This window comes from Tianweitania aestuarii (assembly GCF_018457165.1).
Lineage (GTDB): Bacteria > Pseudomonadota > Alphaproteobacteria > Rhizobiales > Rhizobiaceae > Tianweitania > Tianweitania aestuarii.
Window position 1 is genome coordinate 1,549,876 of record NZ_JAFMNX010000001.1, and the last position, 17,507, is coordinate 1,567,382.

Consider the following 17,507-nt stretch of genomic DNA (forward strand, 5'->3'; position numbering starts at 1 on the left):
CCCATGTTCCAGAAAATCCTCATCGCAAACCGTGGCGAGATCGCGCTTCGCGTTTTGCGCGCGGCGAAGGAACTCGGCATCCAGACGGTTGCCGTGCATTCCACGGCCGACGCCGACGCCATGCATGTGCGCCTGGCCGATGAAAGCGTCTGCATCGGACCGCCGCCGGCCCGCGACAGCTATCTGAACATCCACCAGATCGTCGCTGCCTGCGAAATCACGGGCGCCGACGCGATCCATCCGGGCTACGGCTTCCTGTCGGAGAACGCCAAGTTCGCTGACATTCTGGCCGCCCACAACATCACCTTCATCGGCCCCTCGGGTGACCACATCCGCACCATGGGCGACAAGATCGAAGCCAAGCGCACCGCAAAGCGCCTCGGCATTCCGGTCGTGCCGGGCTCCGATGGCGCCATCACCGACGAGGTGGAAGCCAAGCGCGTGGCGGCCGAAATTGGCTATCCCGTTCTGATCAAGGCTTCGGCCGGCGGCGGCGGTCGCGGCATGAAGGTCGCACGCACGGAAGCCGATCTGTCGGAAGCGCTGTCGACCGCGCGCTCCGAAGCCGGCGCGGCCTTTGGTGACGACGCCGTTTACCTCGAGAAGTATCTGGAAAAGCCGCGCCATATCGAAGTCCAGGTCATGGGCGACGGCCGGGGCAAGGCGATCCATCTCGGCGAGCGCGACTGCTCGTTGCAGCGCCGCCACCAGAAGGTCTGGGAAGAAGCCAACTCGCCGGCTCTCAACGCCGAGCAGCGTGATCGCATCGGCATGATCTGCGCCAACGCCATTGCCGATCTCGGTTATTCCGGCGCGGGCACGATCGAGTTCCTGTATGAAAACGGCGAGTTCTATTTCATCGAGATGAACACGCGTTTGCAGGTCGAGCATCCGGTCACGGAAGCGATCACCGGCCTCGATCTCGTGCATGAGCAGATCCGCGTGGCCGGCGGCGGCGGGCTTTCGCTGACGCAGGATGAAGTCCGCTTTTCCGGCCATGCCATCGAATGCCGCATCAACGCCGAAGACGCGCGCACCTTCGTGCCCTCGCCCGGTTTGATCACGCATTTCCATACGCCGGGCGGCCTCGGCATTCGCGTCGATTCGGGCGTTTACAGCGGCTATCGCATTCCGCCTTATTACGACAGCCTGATCGGCAAGCTGATCGTGCATGGCCGTAATCGCGTGGAATGCATGATGCGCCTGCGCCGTGCGCTCGACGAGTTCGTGGTGGACGGCATCAACACGACACTGCCGCTGTTCCGCGATCTGGTGGGCAATCCGGACATCGCCAATGGCGACTACGACATCCACTGGCTCGAAAAGCACCTCGCAGCCGATCACTGAGACCAGTCCGGTGGCCCGACCCTTTGCACCTGGCCACCGGATTCCGCCCGACCTCCTGTTGCGCGCATACGCATCCGGGGTGTTCCCCATGGCGGAAGAAGCCGACGACCCCGAAGTGTTCTGGGTTCGGCCGGAAGAGCGCGGCATCATCCCGCTCGACGCCTTTCACATCCCCAAGAGCCTGCGCAAGGTCATCCGGCAAGAGCGCTTCGACGTGCGCCGCGACACGACCTTCAACGGCGTGATCGATGGCTGCGCCGAAAGCAGCGAAGGGCGCGACAAGACCTGGATCAACGGGCCGATCCGCGAAGCCTATGGCGAACTCTTCGCGCGCGGCCATTGTCATACGGTTGAAGCCTGGCGCGAGGGCGAGCTCGTGGGCGGCTTGTATGGCGTCACGCTCGGCCGCGCCTTCTTCGGCGAAAGCATGTTTTCGCGCGAAACGGATGCGTCCAAGGTGTGCCTCGCGCATCTCGTGGCCCATCTGGTCGACCGCGGCTTCGAGCTTCTGGATACGCAGTTCAACACGGATCATCTGAAACGCTTCGGCGCGATCGATGTGCCGCGGGCACGTTACGAAAGGCTGCTTGAAAAAGCGCTGGAACACGAGCCGGCGCAGTTCTGAACACTGCGAACGTCTTCCGCTCACCTTGCATCAAAGCAGATGAACGCTGGTGATAGGCGAAAAGCGTTGTTTTAAACTTACGGCATATTAATGTATGCTCTCATAGGTTTCTATCTTTCATCTTCACATCAGAAGATAAGCCTTTGGGAAGGGCGATCATGAGCTCAGCGGCGATCGAGGGGGCGGCGCTATATGATGGCGAACGCCGTAATTTCCAGCGCATGAACGTCAAGCTCTACGGGCGTTACATGCTGGAAGACCATTCCGAATATCCCTGCCAGATCATGGATATGTCCCCGGGTGACGCAGCCCTTCGCTGCGACCATCCTGGCGAGCCCGGCGAAAAGGTCATCGTCTACATCGATCATGTCGGGCGCGTCGAAGGTGTCGTGATCCGCACGCTTCCAGACGGCTTCGCGATGGCCGTCGTTGCGTCCGATCGCAAGCGCGACAGATTGGCGGCGCAGCTGACCTGGCTGGCGAACCGCCACGAACTGGATCTGCCGGAAGACCGTCGTCATGAGCGTGAAACGCCGGAAAGCCCGGTGACTTTCCTCAAGCTGAGCGATGGCCGCGAGTATCAGTGCCGCATCATCGATCTTTCCCTCTCCGGTGCGGCGGTCGAGATCAATGTGAAGCCGGCTGTCGGCATTCAGGTCATGCTGGGAACGATGCGCGGCCAGGTCGTGCGTCACCTTGAAGACGGCGTCGCCGTGGAGTTCGCGAACCTGCAGCAGCCTCACTCCGAAGAATGGCAAACCGACGACTTGGCTAACGATCTCTGAAGCTGTTTTTCAGACGATTATCGGCAATCGAGGCGAAAAGCCCGCAACTGCAAGTGTCGGCGTCGGAATGGTAAACAGCGGCCCAATGAAAGCTTTACAGTTTCCAACCCAATTCGCTTAAAAGCGGCCGCCGAACTTTGATCACGGTCAATTCGTCAATGTCATTGTTTCTCCCAACGGGGATACGAAAACATGACATTCTGGAAGGCATTCATCCTTGCCGCAGGATTACTGAGTGGACTGAATACCGCAGTGAGCTCGGCTGAAGCCGGGTCCTTCATGCCGGTGGCCGGTCGCTCGACACAGCCGATCGGTCACTACGAGTTCTGCCAGACCCACGCCGACGAGTGCGCCAAGCAGACGTCCTATGCCGGACCTGTTCCGCTGACCCGCGATGTCTGGTCGGCGATCATCGACGTCAACAACGCCGTCAACACGATGGTGACGCCCATGACGGATCTGGAGATCTGGGGTCGCGAGGAAGTCTGGTCCTATCCGACTGCAGGCGTTGGTGACTGCGAGGATTACGCGCTGGAAAAGCGCCGCATGCTGATCAACCGCGGCATTCCGTCGTCCAACCTTCTGATGACGGTGGTTCGCCAGAAGAACGGCGCCGGCCACGCCGTGCTAACGGTGCGCACATCCCATGGCGACTTCGTGCTCGACAATCTCGAAGCGCGCGTCCTGTCCTGGGATCAGACCGATTATGTCTATCTGAAACGCCAGTCCGAACGCCATGCCGGCATCTGGGTCTCCATCGAAGATGGCCGCGACCTGCTGGTTGGTAGCTTGAAGCAGTAGGGTCGCGCCACAACCCGGTCGAGTCCCCACCTCCCCGTCCCCGACGACCGGGTTCAGGAGCCGGCCCTTCCCCCGAGGGTCGGCTCCGCTGCTTTTCAGGCTAGACTTGTTTCTTTCAGCCCCGACGCAAAGCGACGGGCATTCTGCTGATAGTTCAGCGCACCCTGGCGCATCCCCTCGATCTGCTCTGCGCTCAGTTGGCGCACAACCTTGGCCGGCGAACCGACAATCAGGGAATTGGGCGGAAACACCTTGCCTTCCGTCACGAGCGCGCCCGCGCCGACCAGACTGTTCTCGCCGATCACGGCGCCGTTCAACACGATGGCGCCCATGCCCACGAGACTGTTGTTTCCGATGGTGCAGCCATGAAGGATCGCGCGATGACCGATCGTGCAATTCTCTCCGACGGTCAGCGGAAAACCCATATCGGTATGCATCATCGTGTGCTCCTGGACATTGGAGCCATCGCCCACCGTGATGAGCTCATTGTCGCCACGCAGCACCGCGCCGAACCAGATGCCGACATTGCTGCCGAGATGGACCTTGCCGAGCACCACGGCATTGTCCGCAATCCATGCGGTGTCGTTGATTTCCGGCGAGGTGGTGTCGAGTTGGTAGATTGGCAAGCTGTCCTCCCGCACTGCATTTACCCTGCCTTTACCATAAACCAGCCATGGTCGCCGGAGAAAGATCGCGTCGTGCCGATCAGCCGGACGCCACAGGCACCATGAACAGCCACACGCCCATCAGCCGCAGTCTCTTCGACACAAGAGCGAGCAAGCGGCTCGTTGCGGTGGCGATCAGCGTCGCTGTCGTGACTGCGCTTATCAGCGTGGCGGGTAGCTGGCTCGGCCCTCTTCTCGCGCTGTCGGGCCATACGGAAGACCAAACCTTGCGCGAGATCGTGATCGGCAACAATGTGCTTGCCGTTCCTTCCAACACCATCCGCTTCGATGAAGCGCGCGTCGATGGCGTGACCGATCGGCTCGACCTTTATCTGCACTGGCCTGAGCTGGACGGGTATACGGCGGGAACGCGCGATGCGTTCAACAATGCGGAACCTGAGAAGCGCATCCTGTTCCTCACCTTCGAGGAAGCAACCATGTCGCGCGACATGACCGGACGGCTTGAGCCGATCTACCGGCAGCTCATTGAACAGGAAGGTCGCGCAACAGACGGTGGTCTGACCGCATACGAATTTACGGAAACGTCGGGTTATACGAACGAAGAGCTGGTCGTGGGGCCGGGCGCAACGCCGTTCGTGGCGCGCTGTCTGACCGGACAAGCTGCCGAGACCGCGCTTGCACCCTGTGAGCGCGACCTGCGCATGGGTGAAGAGCTCAGCCTGACCTACCGCTTTCCGCGCGGACTGCTTGAACAATGGAGCGCGCTGGATGAGGCCGTAAAAAAGCGAGCGCAGTCATTCCTGCGCACGCCGAGCTGATCAACGGATCAGCTTTTGAGCTTCGGGAGAAGCCTTGATCACAGATCGATGTCGAGAATGGCCATCGAGAAGTTGTAGGACAGTTCGCCTTCTTCCTCGTCCTTGAAGACGATGCCGAGGAACTCGTCGCCGATATAAACTTCGGCGGAGTCGTCCTTGCGCGGACGCGCCTTCACCTGAAGGCCGGGATTCTGGAAGACCCGCTTGAAATAAGCGTCGAGCTTCTTGATCTCGTCGGGTTTCATTTGCGGTTACTCCTGAGGCTTTCGAATAAGGAACGCGCTTCTGACACGCAGCCGGAAGCGCGTAAACCCATATAGGGCAGTGACGATGCGTCGTTAGATGTCGAATGTCTGAACGTGGTCCAGCGAAACAGGATGCAGGGCCTGATCCATGGCCCGCGCCGGTTGGGCACAGCCCGCTTCACCGACGATCCGCGCCGGCACGCCGGCCACGGTCTTGTTATGCGCGACGGATTGAAGGACGACCGATCCCGCCGCAACCCGCGAGCAGTGCCCGATCTCGATATTGCCGAGGATCTTGGCGCCTGCGCCGATGAGGACGCCGTGGCGGATCTTCGGGTGACGATCGCCTCCTTCCTTGCCCGTGCCGCCGAGGGTGACGGCATGGAGCAGGGAGACGTTGTCTTCGACCATCGCGGTTTCGCCAACCACCAGGCCGGTTGCATGATCAAGAAAGATGCCGCGGCCGAACCGGGCGGCGGGATGAATGTCGGTGGAGAACACCGCAGACGAGCGGCTTTGCAGGTAAAGCGCGAAGTCCTTGCGCCCTTGCGTCCACAGCCAATGCGCCAGACGATGGGTCTGCACGGCGTGGAAGCCCTTGAAGTACAGGATCGGCATCAGAAAACGGTCGCAGGCCGGATCGCGATCGTAATAGGCCTGAATATCGGTGCGAACGATCTCGCTCCATTCCGGATTTTCGCGGTTCATCTGGATAAAGGTCTGACGAATCAGATCCGCGCCGAGATCCTGATGGTTCAGCAGCTCGGACAGACGGTGAATGACCGCTTCCTCGAGCGAAGGCTGGTTGAGAATGGTCGCGAACAAAAAGGCAGCCAGCAGCGGATCGCGCTCGACGGCATCCGCGGCTTCCTCGCACACGGAATTCCAGATCGGATCGACAGGGGCAACCACGCTGGGGCGGATCGCGCTGCGAATATTCATGTCATCTACTCCGAGGGCGACCCGGTGGAGCTACAATGCCCCTGCTTGGTCGATGCTGGAACCTATGCCAAAAGCCTATCCGACCGAAATGAATTTTCGGCAACACAGCTTCAATTGGAACCAATGAATGGAAGATCAAGCAGAAGTTGGAACGCAGCCGATCTCGCTCACCGTCCGAGCGGGCGTTGCGACGATCACCATCGACCGCCCGGCCAAGAAGAACGCGATCACTGCAGCGATGTGGAGCGCGCTGATCGATGCGGTCGCACAGGTCGACGCGATGGCGGATGCGCGGCTTCTGGTTCTGCGCGGCGCGGGCGCCGATTTCTCGGCCGGTGCCGACATTGCCGAGTTCGAAACGGTGCGGCGCGATGCCGAAACGGCGCGCAGCTACGAGGCGCTGAATGCGCGGGCGTTTGCGGCCTTTCGCAATGCGCAGGTGCCGACGCTGGCCGTGATCCGCGGCGCATGTCTCGGCGGCGGCTTCGGTCTGGCGATCTCCTGCGATCTGCGGCTCGCCGCGCCCGATGCGCGTTTTTCCATTCCCGCAGCCAAGCTCGGGCTGGCTTATCCCGCAGACGGCATCCGCCACATCGTTTGGGCGGCCGGGCCGCAGCTGGCGCGCTATCTCGTTCATTCCGGCCAGCAGATTTCGGCCGCGCAGGCGCTCGATACCGGCTTGCTGCTGGAGATAATCGAAGATGAAGCGCTGGATACGCGGGTGGAGGCGCTTGCCGCTTCGATTGCCGCCACGGCTCCTTTGACCAACCGCGCCACCAAGCAGGCAATCAACGCACTTCTGTCCGACAATCCGGCCATGATGCGGGAAGCGGAGCGGCTCGGAGACATGACCTTCGACAGCGAGGACTATGCGGAAGGGCGTCGTGCCTTCCGCGAAAAGCGCAAGCCGGTTTTCACGGGCCGCTGACGCGGTTCAGAGCGGATGCGCACGGAGGAAGTCGAGCACCCGCGCCTTGAAGGTGCGGTCGCCGACCGACAGCATATGGTCACGGCCTTCGATGGCGAAGGCTTCGCCATGCGGCATCATGGCCGCGAGACGCTCGGGTGAGCCGCCGATGTCGTCGTTAGTACCAACGGCAACGAGCGTCGGCTGATCGATCCGCGCCATGTCAGCCTGGCTGAGTTCGGCGCGCGACTGTGCGATGCAGGCAGCCAGCGCCTTGCGGTCGCTGCGGGTTTGATCGGCAAAGGCGCGGAACATCTTGCCGCGCGGATGAGTGATCGTGGCCGGATCATCGGTCGCCAGGGCTTCTGCGATCGGATCCCAGTCGCCTACACCATCCACCATGCCGGCACCAAGACCGCCGAACACGAGCGTCGCCACGCGGTCGGGCGCCTGCAGCGCGAGAAAGGCTGACACGCGGGCGCCCATCGAATAGCCGATCACATGAGCCCGTTCGAGCCCGAGATGATCGAGCAGCGCCACGGCATCCGACGCCATGGCATCCGGATGATAGGCATCGACATCATAGCTCTTGGTGGACTTGCCGTGGCCGCGGTGATCGAAAGCCAGCACGCGGTAGCCGGCGTCGCGCAGCGTCTTGACCCAGCCCGGGTTGATCCAGTTCACCGCCATGCTGGATGCAAAACCATGCAACAGCAGAACAGGATCGCCCTCGCCCTCATCCAGATAGGAAAGGTCGAAGCCGTTGTGGAAGAAGGTCTGGGTCATATCGTCGAAAACTCAGTTCTTGGCGGCGATCGCGTCGATCACGGGATGGCTGAGGAGGTCGCCTTCCTTCAGCCCGCGCTTGGCCGCAGTGCCGGCTTTCAGCTCCAACACGAAGCGGATCGGTGCGGGGGTCGAGACCACAGCCTCCGAAAACGGCTCGGCCTGTTGGATGGATGCGACCGTGCCGTTTGCGCGAATGAACACCATGTCGAGCGGCATGGGCGTGTTCTTCATCCAGAAGCCCACCGGACGGCTGGTGTCGAACACGAACAACATGCCGCGATCATCCGGCATGTCCGTGCGGAACATCAGGCCGCGCTCGCGCTCGTTGCCGTCATCGGCGATCTCGATGGTGAAACTCTGCTTGCCGGACGCCGTGGTCGCCACAAGCGGCGCCTTGTCGACGGGCAGCATCATCGCCTGACCATCTTGCGCCAGCGCAACGCTGGACACGCTGGCAATTGCGCCGGTCAAGGCGAGCGCCAGACCAATGGCGCGGAAAGTGGATCGGGAAATGCTCACGCTGGACCTCGCTGGGTTCGTCCCGCGATTATCTAGTGCGCGACCGGCAAAGTTCCCACATCAGGATGAATTTCAGCCGCCATCAAGCCCTTGCCGCTACGCCCGAAGCGAACCAGCACCACCTGCCCCGGCCGCAGCTCGGTCAGGCCGTAATGGCGCAGGGTTTCCATGTGAACGAAAATGTCTTCCGTGCCCTCGCCGCGCGTCAGAAAGCCGAAGCCCTTGGTGCGGTTGAACCACTTCACCAAAGCGCGCTCGATCCCGCTTTCGGCGGCAACCACGTTGTGGGTACGCTGTGCCGGCTGCTCAGACGGATGAACGGCGGTCGACAGATCGATCGACACGACCTTGAACGCCTGCAGTCCGCGCTCGCCCTGCTTGACCAGGCAAACCACGCGCGCGCCCTCAAGCGCCGTCTGGAAGCCGTCGCGGCGCAGGCACGTCACATGCAAAAGCACGTCACCAAGACCGGGTTGATCCGGCAGAATGAAGCCGAAGCCTTTCGCGACATCGAACCATTTGATCGAACCAGCTACCTCCAGCACATCCGTGCTTTCGATGGTGTCGATCGAAGCTCCGCTGTCGGCGTCAGCCATGCCGGCTTCATGCCGGTCGGATATGGCCTTTTGCCCCATTTTCGCGAGCCCCTTCGCAACACCAAATCACTGATTCCGAGGGCAAGATAGCATCGGTGACTCATGCTTGCGCAAGACCCGCACACCACTTTTTAACACTTGCTTACAAGCGGGAATGACCAGCTGTGTACTATCGACAACAGGTTGGATTCGCCCGGCCGCCTTGCATCGCGCAGGACCGACGCCATATCACCCTTTCCTCACCACAACCGGGATAAACCCCATGCGTTACCTCCACACCATGATCCGCATCCGCGACATCGACGCGTCACTCGATTTCTTCGTCAAGAAGTTCGGGCTGGTGGAAGTCCGTCGCATGGAAAACCAGCAGGGCCGCTTCACCCTGATCTTCCTGGCCGCACCGGAAGACGAACACCGCGGTGTCACGGAAAAGGCGCCGCTGCTCGAGCTGACCTACAACTGGGATGCCGAGGATTATGCCGGCGGTCGCAACTTCGGCCACCTCGCCTATGAAGTCGACAATATCTACGACACCTGCCAGCGCCTGATGGACAGCGGCATCACCATCAACCGCCCGCCGCGCGATGGCAACATGGCCTTCATCAAGTCGCCGGACGGCATTTCGATCGAGCTGCTTCAGAAGGGCCCGGCGCTGGAGAAGGCTGAACCCTGGGCTTCCATGGAAAACACCGGCACCTGGTAACAGGGCACCCGGCAACAAAGCCACACCGTTCTTCTTCCGGTTGATCTCCCACCGAGACACAGCTAACTAGCAGCCGAACAAACGTTTGGCTGATGGGTTTGGGAGATCCGGAATGAAGGACGTGCTGGTGGAACTGGAACGCCGCCGCGCCACGGCACGAGCCGGCGGCGGCGAAGATCGCATTGCCGCGCAACACAAGCGCGGCAAGCTGACAGCACGCGAACGGATCGAGATCTTTCTCGACGAAGGCTCTTTCGAAGAGTTCGACATGTTCGTGGAGCATCGCTCCACTGACTTCGGGATGGAAAAGACCAAATATGCCGGCGATGGCGTCGTCACCGGCTGGGGCACGATCAACGGCCGAACTGTCTTTCTGTTCGCCAAGGATTTCACCGTGTTCGGCGGCTCGCTTTCGGAGGCGCATGCCGAGAAGGTGATCAAGGTCCAGGAAATGGCGCTGCGCAACCGCGCGCCGATCATCGGCCTTTACGATGCTGGTGGCGCGCGCATTCAGGAAGGCGTCGCAGCACTCGGCGGTTATGCCGAGATCTTCCAGCGCAATGTACTGGCATCCGGCGTCATTCCGCAGATCTCCGTAATCATGGGACCGTGCGCTGGCGGCGACGTGTATTCGCCGGCGATGACCGACTTCATCTTCATGGTGCGCGACACGTCCTACATGTTCGTGACCGGACCGGATGTCGTGAAAACCGTCACGAACGAGACGGTCACGGCCGAACAGCTCGGCGGCGCGTCGGTTCACACCACCAAGTCTTCCATCGCCGATGGCGCCTACGACAACGATGTCGAAGCGCTGCTGCAGATGCGCCGCTTCATCGATCTCCTGCCGCAGTCGAATACCAGCCCCGTGCCGGAAATCGAAACCTTCCAGCCTGTCGATGAGATCGACCTGTCGCTCGACCGGCTGATCCCGGACAATGCGAACAAACCCTACGACATCAAGGAGCTGATCCTGAAGACGATCGATGAAGGCGACTTCTTCGAAATCCAGGAAAGCTTTGCCAAGAACATCGTCACCGGCTTCGGCCGCGTGGAAGGCCGCACGGTCGGCTTCGTCGCCAACCAGCCGATGGTGCTTGCGGGCGTGCTCGATTCCGATGCCAGCCGGAAGGCCGCGCGCTTCGTGCGCTTCTGCGATTGCTTCAATATCCCGCTGGTGACCTTCGTGGATGTGCCGGGCTTTTTGCCGGGTACGGCGCAGGAATATGGCGGCCTCATCAAGCATGGCGCTAAGCTGCTCTTCGCTTATGCCGAAGCCACCGTGCCGAAGATCACGGTCATCACCCGCAAAGCCTATGGTGGTGCTTATGACGTCATGGCGTCGAAGCATCTGCGCGGCGACATGAACTATGCATGGCCGACGGCCCAGATCGCTGTGATGGGCGCCAAGGGTGCGGTGGAGATCATCTATCGCAAGGATATCGGCGACGCAGACAAGATCGCCGCACATACCAAGGGCTATGAAGATCGCTTTCTGTCGCCCTTCGTGGCAGCCGAGCGTGGCTATATCGACGAAGTGATCATGCCGCACTCGACCCGCAAGCGGATTGCGCGGGCGTTGCGCATGCTGCGCAACAAGGACCTGACGAACCCCTGGAAGAAGCACGACAACATCCCGCTTTGAGCGGGATGTTGCTTCTGAAGGATCAGTTCAGCGGCCAGACGATCATCAGAACCGGCACGGCGACTACCACCACGATGATCGACAGCGGCAATCCCAGGCGCGGATAGTCGCTGAACCTGTAACCACCCGGCCCCATCACCAGCGTGTTGCACTGGTGGCCGATCGGCGTGAGGAAATCACAGCCGGCACCGATGGCGACCGCCATCAGGAAGGCATCGGGCTTGAAGCCGAGGCCGCTCGCATAGCTGGCGGCGATCGGGGCCATCACGAGCACGGTCGCTGCATTGTTCAGGAATGGCGTCACGGCCATCGCGGCAATGATCACCAGACCGAGCGCGCCATAAGGCGGGAGCATGGAGCCGATCACGACCAGGCCGCTAGCGATCAGGTCGGTCGCGCCGGTTGCGCTCAGCGATTCCGAGACCGGGATCAGGGCGGCAAGCATGACGAGGATCGGGCCATCCATCGCGCCATAGACTTCGCGTGTCGGCACGACCTTGAACAGCACCATGCCGACAGCGGCGGCAAAGAAAGCGACTGCGACCGGCAGAGCTCCGGTTGCGGTTGCTCCCATCGCCAGCATCAGGATTGCCAGCGGAACCAAGCCGCGCCGTACGCTGCCGAGAAGGATCGAGCGTTCGGCGAGAGGCAAGCAGCCGAATTCACGCAGCATGCCGGGGATCGCGTCACGCTCGCCTTGAAGCACGATCACATCGCCAATGCGGAACTTGACCTCGTTCAAACGCTCGGTGATGCGGCTGCCCTTACGGCTGACGGCAAGCAGATTGGTGTTGTAGCGGTCAAACAGCGAAAGCTGTTTCGCCGACCAGCCGATGAGCGGCGAGTTTTCACCAACCACCGCTTCGATGGCCGTGATTTCCGAGGCAGGCTTGGCGCCTTTCACGTCGCGGTCGCCGGTTACGGAAAGACCTTCCTGCGCCACCAGACGATCGAGGGCTTCGGGATCGCCTTCCAGAACCACGATGTCGCCATCGCGCAGCACGACGTCCGGCAGCGGGGTGACACGGGTGCCTTTTGCCCGCAGGATCGAGGTCACCGTCGCGCCGCCGGCGGCAGCGTTCAGTAGGTCCGCGATCGTCTTGCCGAGCAAGGCAGACTTCTGCGTGATGCGGGCTTCCGAAACATAGTTCTTGATGTCGATCGCCTCGTCCAGGCTCGCCGTTTCGCGGGTGCGCTGGGGCAAGAGCTTGTATCCGAAAGCCAAGAAAATGACGCCGACAAGAGCAAGCGCACCACCCACGGGGGTGAAATCGAACATGGTGAAGGGCGTGCCGGTGATCTCCTCCCGAAGTCGCGACACGATGATGTTGGGCGACGTGCCGATCTGCGTCATCAGACCGCCAAGCAGCGAACCGAAAGCCATTGGCATCAGGAACACCGAGGGCGAGACCTTGCTGCGCTTGGCGAACTGAAACGCAATCGGGATCATGATGGCCAGCGCGCCGATGTTCTTCACAAAGGCCGACAGAACGGTGACGATCACGACGAGCATGACGAGCTGCAATCGAACCGTCGAGATCTTCGGGAAATAGCGCTGGATCAGCAATTCCATGATGCCCGAACGAGCGACACCGGCACTCACAAGCAGCGCGCTGCCGACAATAATGACGATGTCGTCGCTGAAGCCTGAGAAGGCATCTTCCGGCTTGACGATACCCACCGCGATCGACGCCAACAGCGCCACAGCAGCCACGAGGTCGTAGCGGAAGCGACCCCACACGAAAGCGACCATCATCAAAGCGATGACGGCAAATGAGCAGATTTGCGGAAATGTCATGTGGTCAGCGATCCCCTGGCAGCCACAAACGCCCATGGAACAAAAACGTTCGGTCGTCAGCAAAAAAGATCCCGAAGCGCAGGGCGAACCATGATGCCGCTATCTTCGCGACCACGCTTGCGGCAGAAGGGACCCATCATGGTCGAACCCGTTCCTGCACCACGCCCCGCTTCCAGCCGCATCCGCGCCATCGATGTAGCGCGTGGAATCGCGCTGGTTGCGATGGCCATCTACCACTTCACCTGGGACCTCGAATTCTTCGGCTATGTCGAGCCCGGTCTCACGGCCTTCGGTGGCTGGAAGATCTTTGCGCGCTGCATCGCGTCGAGCTTCCTGTTCCTGGTCGGGGTCAGCCTCGTTCTGGCGCATGCCCGCGGGGTGCGCTGGCGACCCTTCCTGATCCGCCTTGGGCAGGTGGCGCTGGCAGCCGCTGCGATCTCGCTCGTCACCTGGTTCGCGGTGCCAGGCGGCTTCATCTTCTTCGGCATCCTTCACCAGATCGCGCTGGCGAGCCTGCTGGGTGTGCTGTTTTTGCGCTTCCCGGCATGGATGCTGGCCGGGATCGCGGCCTTGATGATTGCGGGACCGTTTTTCCTGCGTTCGGCACTCTTCGACACGCCCTGGCTGTGGTGGGTGGGTTTGTCGACGGTGAACCCGCACTCCAATGACTACGTGCCGCTGTTTCCCTGGTTCGGCGCCGTGCTTTTGGGAATGGCGGCGGCAAAGACGGCGCAGCATTTCGGCATCTTCGATCGCATGCGCTCATGGACGCCGGCTCGGCCGCTGCGAGTTCTGGAAGCTGGCGGCCGGCACAGCCTGGCTTTCTACCTCATCCACCAGCCGCTTCTGATTTCGCTCGTCTGGCTGGCCGCGCAGATCGCACCGCCACCTGCGCCGGATCCGCGCGTCGGGTTCAGTCAGGCGTGCGAGCGGCAATGCGTGGAGGTGCGGGATCAGGCCTTCTGCACGCGCTATTGCGGCTGCGTGATGGAAGGCGTGGAAACGATGCCCGGCGGCATTGCCGGGCTTGATCGAAACGCCGGTGACGCGACGCAGCAAACGCGGCTGCAGGAGATCGCCGCCACCTGTACCGGCAACACCGATCTCCTCGAATTCGATCAACCCGACGACTAGACCCTAGTTGCCCGGATCGTTCTCGAACGTCGCGTCGTCCGTGCCGGTGGTGACGCGGGGGCTGGCGCTGGTGACGCCGTTGTTTTCGCGTCCTTCCTTTGAATGAACGAACTGACCGCGCGCGTCGCCTTCAACGGCGGTGTCGCCGTTGCCTTTGGCGTCGCCAGGCTGTGACGCGGCGTTGGGCTTTGCGTCCTGCGCGTGGGATTGCAGGTTGACGCCAGCGCCCTCCTTGTTGGCTTCGCTGAGGCCGTTGGGGGTGCTGCCTGGGGAATAAGGGGTTCCAGCCATGATGTTGGTTTCCTTCCTTGTTTCGGGCGAAAAACCTGCCCGCTAGTCACGCAACCGGCGAGCGCCGGGCTTGTTCCGGGCGTTGATGCTTTGCCAGATGCTGGATCGAGTGATCCCACGTCCAGTGGGCAAGCACGGTGGGGCGCGGCTGCATCGTGTCGGCTTTGGCCAGCAGCGCATCGATGCCCTCGTGGAAGCGGTCGGGATCGGCGGTCATGCCGGTGTCGGCAGTGATGTATTGCAGGCCGCAGCGCAGGCCGGCATTGGCGAGAACGGGCAGACCGGCCAGCATGTATTCGGTGAGGATGGCGGGCGCGCCGTCATCGATCCCGCAAACGACGCCGATGCGAGCCTGGTTCATCAGGCGGTTGACCTCGTCGAACGGCACGCCAGGGGGGCCGACGAAACTCACGTCCAAACCGCGCTCGGCAGCTTGATGGCGCAGATGATCGGCCATTTCGCCATAGCCGAAAACGCACAGCGCGCGCGTTCCCGGACGCTTTTGGAGGGCATCGAACAGTATGTCGTGGCGCTTGTAGCCTTGCGCGGCGGCGACGTAGATCACGTCATAGGGCTTGGTTGTGCCTAATGGGCGGAAGGTCTGGGGATCGGCGAAGTCGGGGCCGATGGGGAGCACGAGGCACTCCATGCCGGGAAGCCTGGCGCGGACTTCTTCGCTTTGCCATTCGGCGCCGGTCAGCACGAGATCGAAATGGCGGCCGACATCATCGGGGATGCGGAAGGCGGGGGCGTCGATGGAGTTGTAGATCTTGAAGCTGTCGCGGCAGGCTTCGAGGATGCGCTCGTCGACGCCGAGACCCCAGACGCACAGGATCTTCGGTGCGCCATAGGCTGCGATGAAGCCGAGCATGTCGGTGGAGCAGAAGGGTGCGTCTTCGCCGTCGAGGTGGAAGGCGCGGCGGGCAAGGAGCGCGTGATCTTCGCTGAAGGGCGGCGGCGTGGATGGGCGCCAGTGGTGCCAGATCTCGGCGCGGTCTGCGAGGCCGGCCTTGATGGCGGCGAGTGGCAGGCGCTCAAGGTAGCCGCCGGTGACGTCGAGCCTTTCGCGCTGGGCAGGCGTTGCGCCCGCCCCCGGAGGCGGTGCGCGATGGCCGTCAAGCCAGCACTGTTTTGCATCGTCTTGCGTGCCACCGAGCAGTTCGGGCGGCCAGCCGTCGCGGAAATCGGAAATGACGACAATCGTGTCGGATAAAGAGGGCGGCATGCTTTGGCTTGTACCCGTTGGGTCAGAACAAGCCTGGAACGTGCCGCCGGTTCCCCGCAATCCTGCCAAGTCCCGCCGTCAGCGGGCGTTGCGCACCCATTCGCCGTCGATGATTGGCGTGCTCGCATGATGCGCGGCGGTTTCCTTGACGCGATGCGTGCCGGAACGCTCGTGCAGATGCGCCTTGAGAAGTGCGACATTGCGCAGGTTGGCGCGGAAGAAGGCGTCACCGACCCAGCCGGCGAGCGGCACGATGCTGATGCCGAAATCGATGCCGAGATTGGCGAGCATACGGCCTAGCACACGCTTCGGCACGCCGAGGCGGTGGGCTTCCCAGATGATGTAGGCCGTCAGCGACTTGGCGACGACCACGCCGGCAACCGGCACGAAGTTCAGGATGGGATCGAGACCGATGCGCGTGCCGATGATCGGAACGCGGATGGCGCTGTCGAGGATGATGGACAGACGATCGAGGCGCGCAATGGCTGCGGCATCGCTTTCGGCCGACGGCTCCTGCTTTGTGAAGAAGCCCTTCTGACCGAACATCATGTCTTGAATGGTAGGCATACGAAACTCCTCTCAATGCAAGCCTGGGATCACCGGCTTGTGTAGTGAGAGGGTCCGACATCGCTGCGGTGTGAAAACCGCAACCAGAGGGGCCCGGACCCCGACGACACGAATATTGGGACGATGGGGCGGGTGCACAAGACCCTGCCTCATCATCCCGTTTTCAAAAGCGCGCTTGTAGCTTGCGGTTACATGTTGCGGCCGATTGCGCCACCGGCAACCGCACCACCGACACCGCCGATCACCGCGCCGCCCGTGCCGCCGATCGCATTGCCGACGACTGCGCCACCAACACCGCCAGCCGCTGCGCCGCCGACCGTCTTTTCAGTCGTGGTGCATCCGGCGCTCGTGAAAGCTGCACCGAGGATAAAAGCAGCGGCAAGCATCTTGGTCATTATGAGTTTTCCCTATGTTGATGAAAATGCAAACACATCGGGCGCGCTCTGGTTCCCCATTTTTGGTTGTTTGATGGAGATGCACATTATCGTGTTCAGGTTGGCTGCGTTTAGGCACGGCTTGGCGCCTTTGCGCCGGTGATGGTTCGGGCAAGCGGACGCAAGTTGCCAAGGGCTACGGCTGGTCGGCACCGTTGGCGATGCGGGGGGTAGTCAGGCATGGATCCTCGGGTCTGCGCCTCCGCATGCGCTGCGGCTGCGCCCAAGGATGACGAAGGGGTGGGACGCTGATGCAGGCGCGGCCTTTGCCCCGTGTGGGGCTCGAAGGGCGAGCAAGGCCCGTGACTTGCCCCGGGCGGCGGATCACCGCGTCAGCGGCGGGACGGTTGAGGGGTGCGGCGGTGCGTTGACAAGCTGGAACACCCCTCATCCGACTTCGCTTCGCTCAACGGCGTCACTTTTTCTTATCAGGACGCTGAGCTAACGCCGACGCAGCGGCAGTCTTCGAGGTGTCTGACGTACGGCCGTCACGCAATGTCTTTGAGGCCGCGGTGCCAGCTTTCTTTCCAGTCTGCTCATTCTTAGACATCTTCATCTCCTTTGATGAACATGAAGAACGTCGATGAAGCACACTAGTTGCGTCAGATCCGGCACAAATTGCGATTTTATCCTAGCACCTTACTACATGTTGTAATTTTCCATGTAAGCCGGAGGTGAAAGGCTTCCAGGCTCTCTGCTCAAACACGAGC

The 17,507-nt window shown here is 61.7% G+C and carries 20 protein-coding genes; 9 read left to right on the plus strand and 11 right to left on the minus strand.

Annotated elements, in window-relative coordinates:
• Nucleotides 1-3 precede the first annotated feature (3 nt).
• The 4 genes from accC (at nucleotide 4) to JYU29_RS07625 (ending at nucleotide 3,558) form a co-directional block, all read left to right on the plus strand.
• A complete protein-coding gene (accC, locus tag JYU29_RS07610; protein ID WP_213984060.1) occupies nucleotides 4-1,347 on the plus strand; it encodes an acetyl-CoA carboxylase biotin carboxylase subunit in 1,344 nt (447 codons plus the stop codon).
• 10 nt (nucleotides 1,348-1,357) lie between these two features.
• Nucleotides 1,358-1,972: a leucyl/phenylalanyl-tRNA--protein transferase gene (gene aat, locus JYU29_RS07615; protein WP_213984061.1), complete on the plus strand. Its 615-nt coding sequence runs from the start codon at nucleotides 1,358-1,360 to the stop codon at nucleotides 1,970-1,972.
• Between the two features lie 158 nt (nucleotides 1,973-2,130).
• A complete protein-coding gene (locus tag JYU29_RS07620) occupies nucleotides 2,131-2,757 on the plus strand; it encodes a PilZ domain-containing protein (RefSeq protein WP_213984062.1) in 627 nt (208 codons plus the stop codon).
• A gap of 192 nt (nucleotides 2,758-2,949) precedes the next feature.
• Nucleotides 2,950-3,558, plus strand: coding sequence for a transglutaminase-like cysteine peptidase (locus JYU29_RS07625; protein WP_213984063.1), 609 nt, complete (start codon nucleotides 2,950-2,952; stop codon nucleotides 3,556-3,558).
• 95 nt (nucleotides 3,559-3,653) lie between these two features.
• Here JYU29_RS07625 and JYU29_RS07630 read toward each other — a convergent pair whose 3' ends face one another.
• On the minus strand, nucleotides 3,654-4,184 hold the full coding sequence (locus JYU29_RS07630; protein ID WP_213984064.1) for a gamma carbonic anhydrase family protein: 531 nt from the start codon (nucleotides 4,182-4,184) through the stop codon (nucleotides 3,654-3,656).
• Nucleotides 4,185-4,285: 101 nt separating this feature from the next.
• On the opposite strand from JYU29_RS07630, the gene JYU29_RS07635 reads away from it, so the two are divergent.
• The gene (locus JYU29_RS07635) at nucleotides 4,286-5,002 is read left to right on the plus strand and encodes a hypothetical protein (RefSeq protein ID WP_213984065.1); all 717 of its coding nucleotides are present in this window, start codon (nucleotides 4,286-4,288) and stop codon (nucleotides 5,000-5,002) included.
• A 38-nt stretch (nucleotides 5,003-5,040) separates the two neighbouring features.
• On the opposite strand, the gene JYU29_RS07640 is transcribed toward JYU29_RS07635, so the two are convergent.
• Nucleotides 5,041-5,247, minus strand: a complete 207-nt coding sequence (locus tag JYU29_RS07640; protein WP_213984066.1) for a DUF3126 family protein — start codon at nucleotides 5,245-5,247, stop codon at nucleotides 5,041-5,043.
• Nucleotides 5,248-5,340: 93 nt separating this feature from the next.
• Nucleotides 5,341-6,189 (minus strand): serine O-acetyltransferase, encoded by an 849-nt coding sequence (gene cysE, locus JYU29_RS07645; RefSeq protein ID WP_213984067.1) that lies wholly within the window; start codon nucleotides 6,187-6,189, stop codon nucleotides 5,341-5,343.
• Nucleotides 6,190-6,316: 127 nt separating this feature from the next.
• Here cysE and JYU29_RS07650 point away from each other — a divergent pair, with 127 nt between their 5' ends.
• Nucleotides 6,317-7,117, plus strand: coding sequence for an enoyl-CoA hydratase-related protein (locus JYU29_RS07650; RefSeq protein ID WP_213984068.1), 801 nt, complete (start codon nucleotides 6,317-6,319; stop codon nucleotides 7,115-7,117).
• A gap of 6 nt (nucleotides 7,118-7,123) precedes the next feature.
• On the opposite strand, the gene JYU29_RS07655 is transcribed toward JYU29_RS07650, so the two are convergent.
• From JYU29_RS07655 to JYU29_RS07665, 3 genes are read right to left on the minus strand one after another with little or no spacing between them, the layout of a single operon-like run.
• Nucleotides 7,124-7,882, minus strand: coding sequence for an alpha/beta fold hydrolase (locus tag JYU29_RS07655; protein WP_213984069.1), 759 nt, complete (start codon nucleotides 7,880-7,882; stop codon nucleotides 7,124-7,126).
• 12 nt (nucleotides 7,883-7,894) lie between these two features.
• Complete coding sequence (locus tag JYU29_RS07660) at nucleotides 7,895-8,404, minus strand: DUF192 domain-containing protein (RefSeq protein ID WP_347879864.1); 510 nt, start codon at nucleotides 8,402-8,404, stop codon at nucleotides 7,895-7,897.
• Between the two features lie 32 nt (nucleotides 8,405-8,436).
• Nucleotides 8,437-9,000 (minus strand): cold-shock protein, encoded by a 564-nt coding sequence (locus tag JYU29_RS07665; RefSeq protein ID WP_213984070.1) that lies wholly within the window; start codon nucleotides 8,998-9,000, stop codon nucleotides 8,437-8,439.
• 262 nt (nucleotides 9,001-9,262) lie between these two features.
• Here JYU29_RS07665 and JYU29_RS07670 point away from each other — a divergent pair, with 262 nt between their 5' ends.
• Together JYU29_RS07670 and JYU29_RS07675 are read left to right on the plus strand one after the other, a co-directional pair.
• Nucleotides 9,263-9,703 carry a VOC family protein gene (locus JYU29_RS07670; protein ID WP_213984071.1) on the plus strand — a complete coding sequence of 147 codons (441 nt, stop codon included), beginning with the start codon at nucleotides 9,263-9,265 and terminating at the stop codon, nucleotides 9,701-9,703.
• 112 nt (nucleotides 9,704-9,815) lie between these two features.
• Complete coding sequence (locus tag JYU29_RS07675) at nucleotides 9,816-11,348, plus strand: acyl-CoA carboxylase subunit beta (protein ID WP_213984072.1); 1,533 nt, start codon at nucleotides 9,816-9,818, stop codon at nucleotides 11,346-11,348.
• Nucleotides 11,349-11,370: 22 nt separating this feature from the next.
• Here the strand turns inward: JYU29_RS07675 and JYU29_RS07680 are convergent, their stop codons facing one another.
• Nucleotides 11,371-13,146 (minus strand): SLC13 family permease, encoded by a 1,776-nt coding sequence (locus JYU29_RS07680; RefSeq protein WP_213984073.1) that lies wholly within the window; start codon nucleotides 13,144-13,146, stop codon nucleotides 11,371-11,373.
• A 138-nt stretch (nucleotides 13,147-13,284) separates the two neighbouring features.
• Here JYU29_RS07680 and JYU29_RS07685 point away from each other — a divergent pair, with 138 nt between their 5' ends.
• Nucleotides 13,285-14,280: a heparan-alpha-glucosaminide N-acetyltransferase gene (locus tag JYU29_RS07685; RefSeq protein ID WP_213984074.1), complete on the plus strand. Its 996-nt coding sequence runs from the start codon at nucleotides 13,285-13,287 to the stop codon at nucleotides 14,278-14,280.
• A 3-nt stretch (nucleotides 14,281-14,283) separates the two neighbouring features.
• Here JYU29_RS07685 and JYU29_RS07690 read toward each other — a convergent pair whose 3' ends face one another.
• The 4 genes from JYU29_RS07690 to JYU29_RS07705 all read right to left on the minus strand — a co-directional run bounded on the left by JYU29_RS07690 (nucleotide 14,284) and on the right by JYU29_RS07705 (nucleotide 16,758).
• Nucleotides 14,284-14,571: a hypothetical protein gene (locus tag JYU29_RS07690; RefSeq protein WP_213984075.1), complete on the minus strand. Its 288-nt coding sequence runs from the start codon at nucleotides 14,569-14,571 to the stop codon at nucleotides 14,284-14,286.
• Between the two features lie 46 nt (nucleotides 14,572-14,617).
• Nucleotides 14,618-15,796 (minus strand): glycosyltransferase family 4 protein, encoded by a 1,179-nt coding sequence (locus JYU29_RS07695; protein WP_213984076.1) that lies wholly within the window; start codon nucleotides 15,794-15,796, stop codon nucleotides 14,618-14,620.
• Nucleotides 15,797-15,874: 78 nt separating this feature from the next.
• Complete coding sequence (locus JYU29_RS07700; protein WP_213984077.1) at nucleotides 15,875-16,363, minus strand: DUF4112 domain-containing protein; 489 nt, start codon at nucleotides 16,361-16,363, stop codon at nucleotides 15,875-15,877.
• 188 nt (nucleotides 16,364-16,551) lie between these two features.
• A complete protein-coding gene (locus JYU29_RS07705) occupies nucleotides 16,552-16,758 on the minus strand; it encodes a YMGG-like glycine zipper-containing protein (RefSeq protein WP_213984078.1) in 207 nt (68 codons plus the stop codon).
• Nucleotides 16,759-17,507: the final 749 nt, after the last annotated feature.

Coding starts and splice junctions, on each gene's coding strand:
- accC (WP_213984060.1), top strand. CDS start 4: ATGTTCCAGAAAATCCTCATCGCAAACCGTGGCGAGATCGCGCTTCGC.
- JYU29_RS07620 (WP_213984062.1), top strand. CDS start 2,131: ATGAGCTCAGCGGCGATCGAGGGGGCGGCGCTATATGATGGCGAACGC.
- JYU29_RS07625 (WP_213984063.1), top strand. CDS start 2,950: ATGACATTCTGGAAGGCATTCATCCTTGCCGCAGGATTACTGAGTGGA.
- JYU29_RS07635 (WP_213984065.1), top strand. CDS start 4,286: ATGAACAGCCACACGCCCATCAGCCGCAGTCTCTTCGACACAAGAGCG.
- JYU29_RS07640 (WP_213984066.1), bottom strand. CDS start 5,247: ATGAAACCCGACGAGATCAAGAAGCTCGACGCTTATTTCAAGCGGGTC.
- cysE (WP_213984067.1), bottom strand. CDS start 6,189: ATGAATATTCGCAGCGCGATCCGCCCCAGCGTGGTTGCCCCTGTCGAT.
- JYU29_RS07650 (WP_213984068.1), top strand. CDS start 6,317: ATGGAAGATCAAGCAGAAGTTGGAACGCAGCCGATCTCGCTCACCGTC.
- JYU29_RS07655 (WP_213984069.1), bottom strand. CDS start 7,882: ATGACCCAGACCTTCTTCCACAACGGCTTCGACCTTTCCTATCTGGAT.
- JYU29_RS07665 (WP_213984070.1), bottom strand. CDS start 9,000: ATGGCTGACGCCGACAGCGGAGCTTCGATCGACACCATCGAAAGCACG.
- JYU29_RS07670 (WP_213984071.1), top strand. CDS start 9,263: ATGCGTTACCTCCACACCATGATCCGCATCCGCGACATCGACGCGTCA.
- JYU29_RS07675 (WP_213984072.1), top strand. CDS start 9,816: ATGAAGGACGTGCTGGTGGAACTGGAACGCCGCCGCGCCACGGCACGA.
- JYU29_RS07680 (WP_213984073.1), bottom strand. CDS start 13,146: ATGACATTTCCGCAAATCTGCTCATTTGCCGTCATCGCTTTGATGATG.
- JYU29_RS07685 (WP_213984074.1), top strand. CDS start 13,285: ATGGTCGAACCCGTTCCTGCACCACGCCCCGCTTCCAGCCGCATCCGC.
- JYU29_RS07690 (WP_213984075.1), bottom strand. CDS start 14,571: ATGGCTGGAACCCCTTATTCCCCAGGCAGCACCCCCAACGGCCTCAGC.
- JYU29_RS07695 (WP_213984076.1), bottom strand. CDS start 15,796: ATGCCGCCCTCTTTATCCGACACGATTGTCGTCATTTCCGATTTCCGC.
- JYU29_RS07700 (WP_213984077.1), bottom strand. CDS start 16,363: ATGCCTACCATTCAAGACATGATGTTCGGTCAGAAGGGCTTCTTCACA.
- JYU29_RS07705 (WP_213984078.1), bottom strand. CDS start 16,758: ATGACCAAGATGCTTGCCGCTGCTTTTATCCTCGGTGCAGCTTTCACG.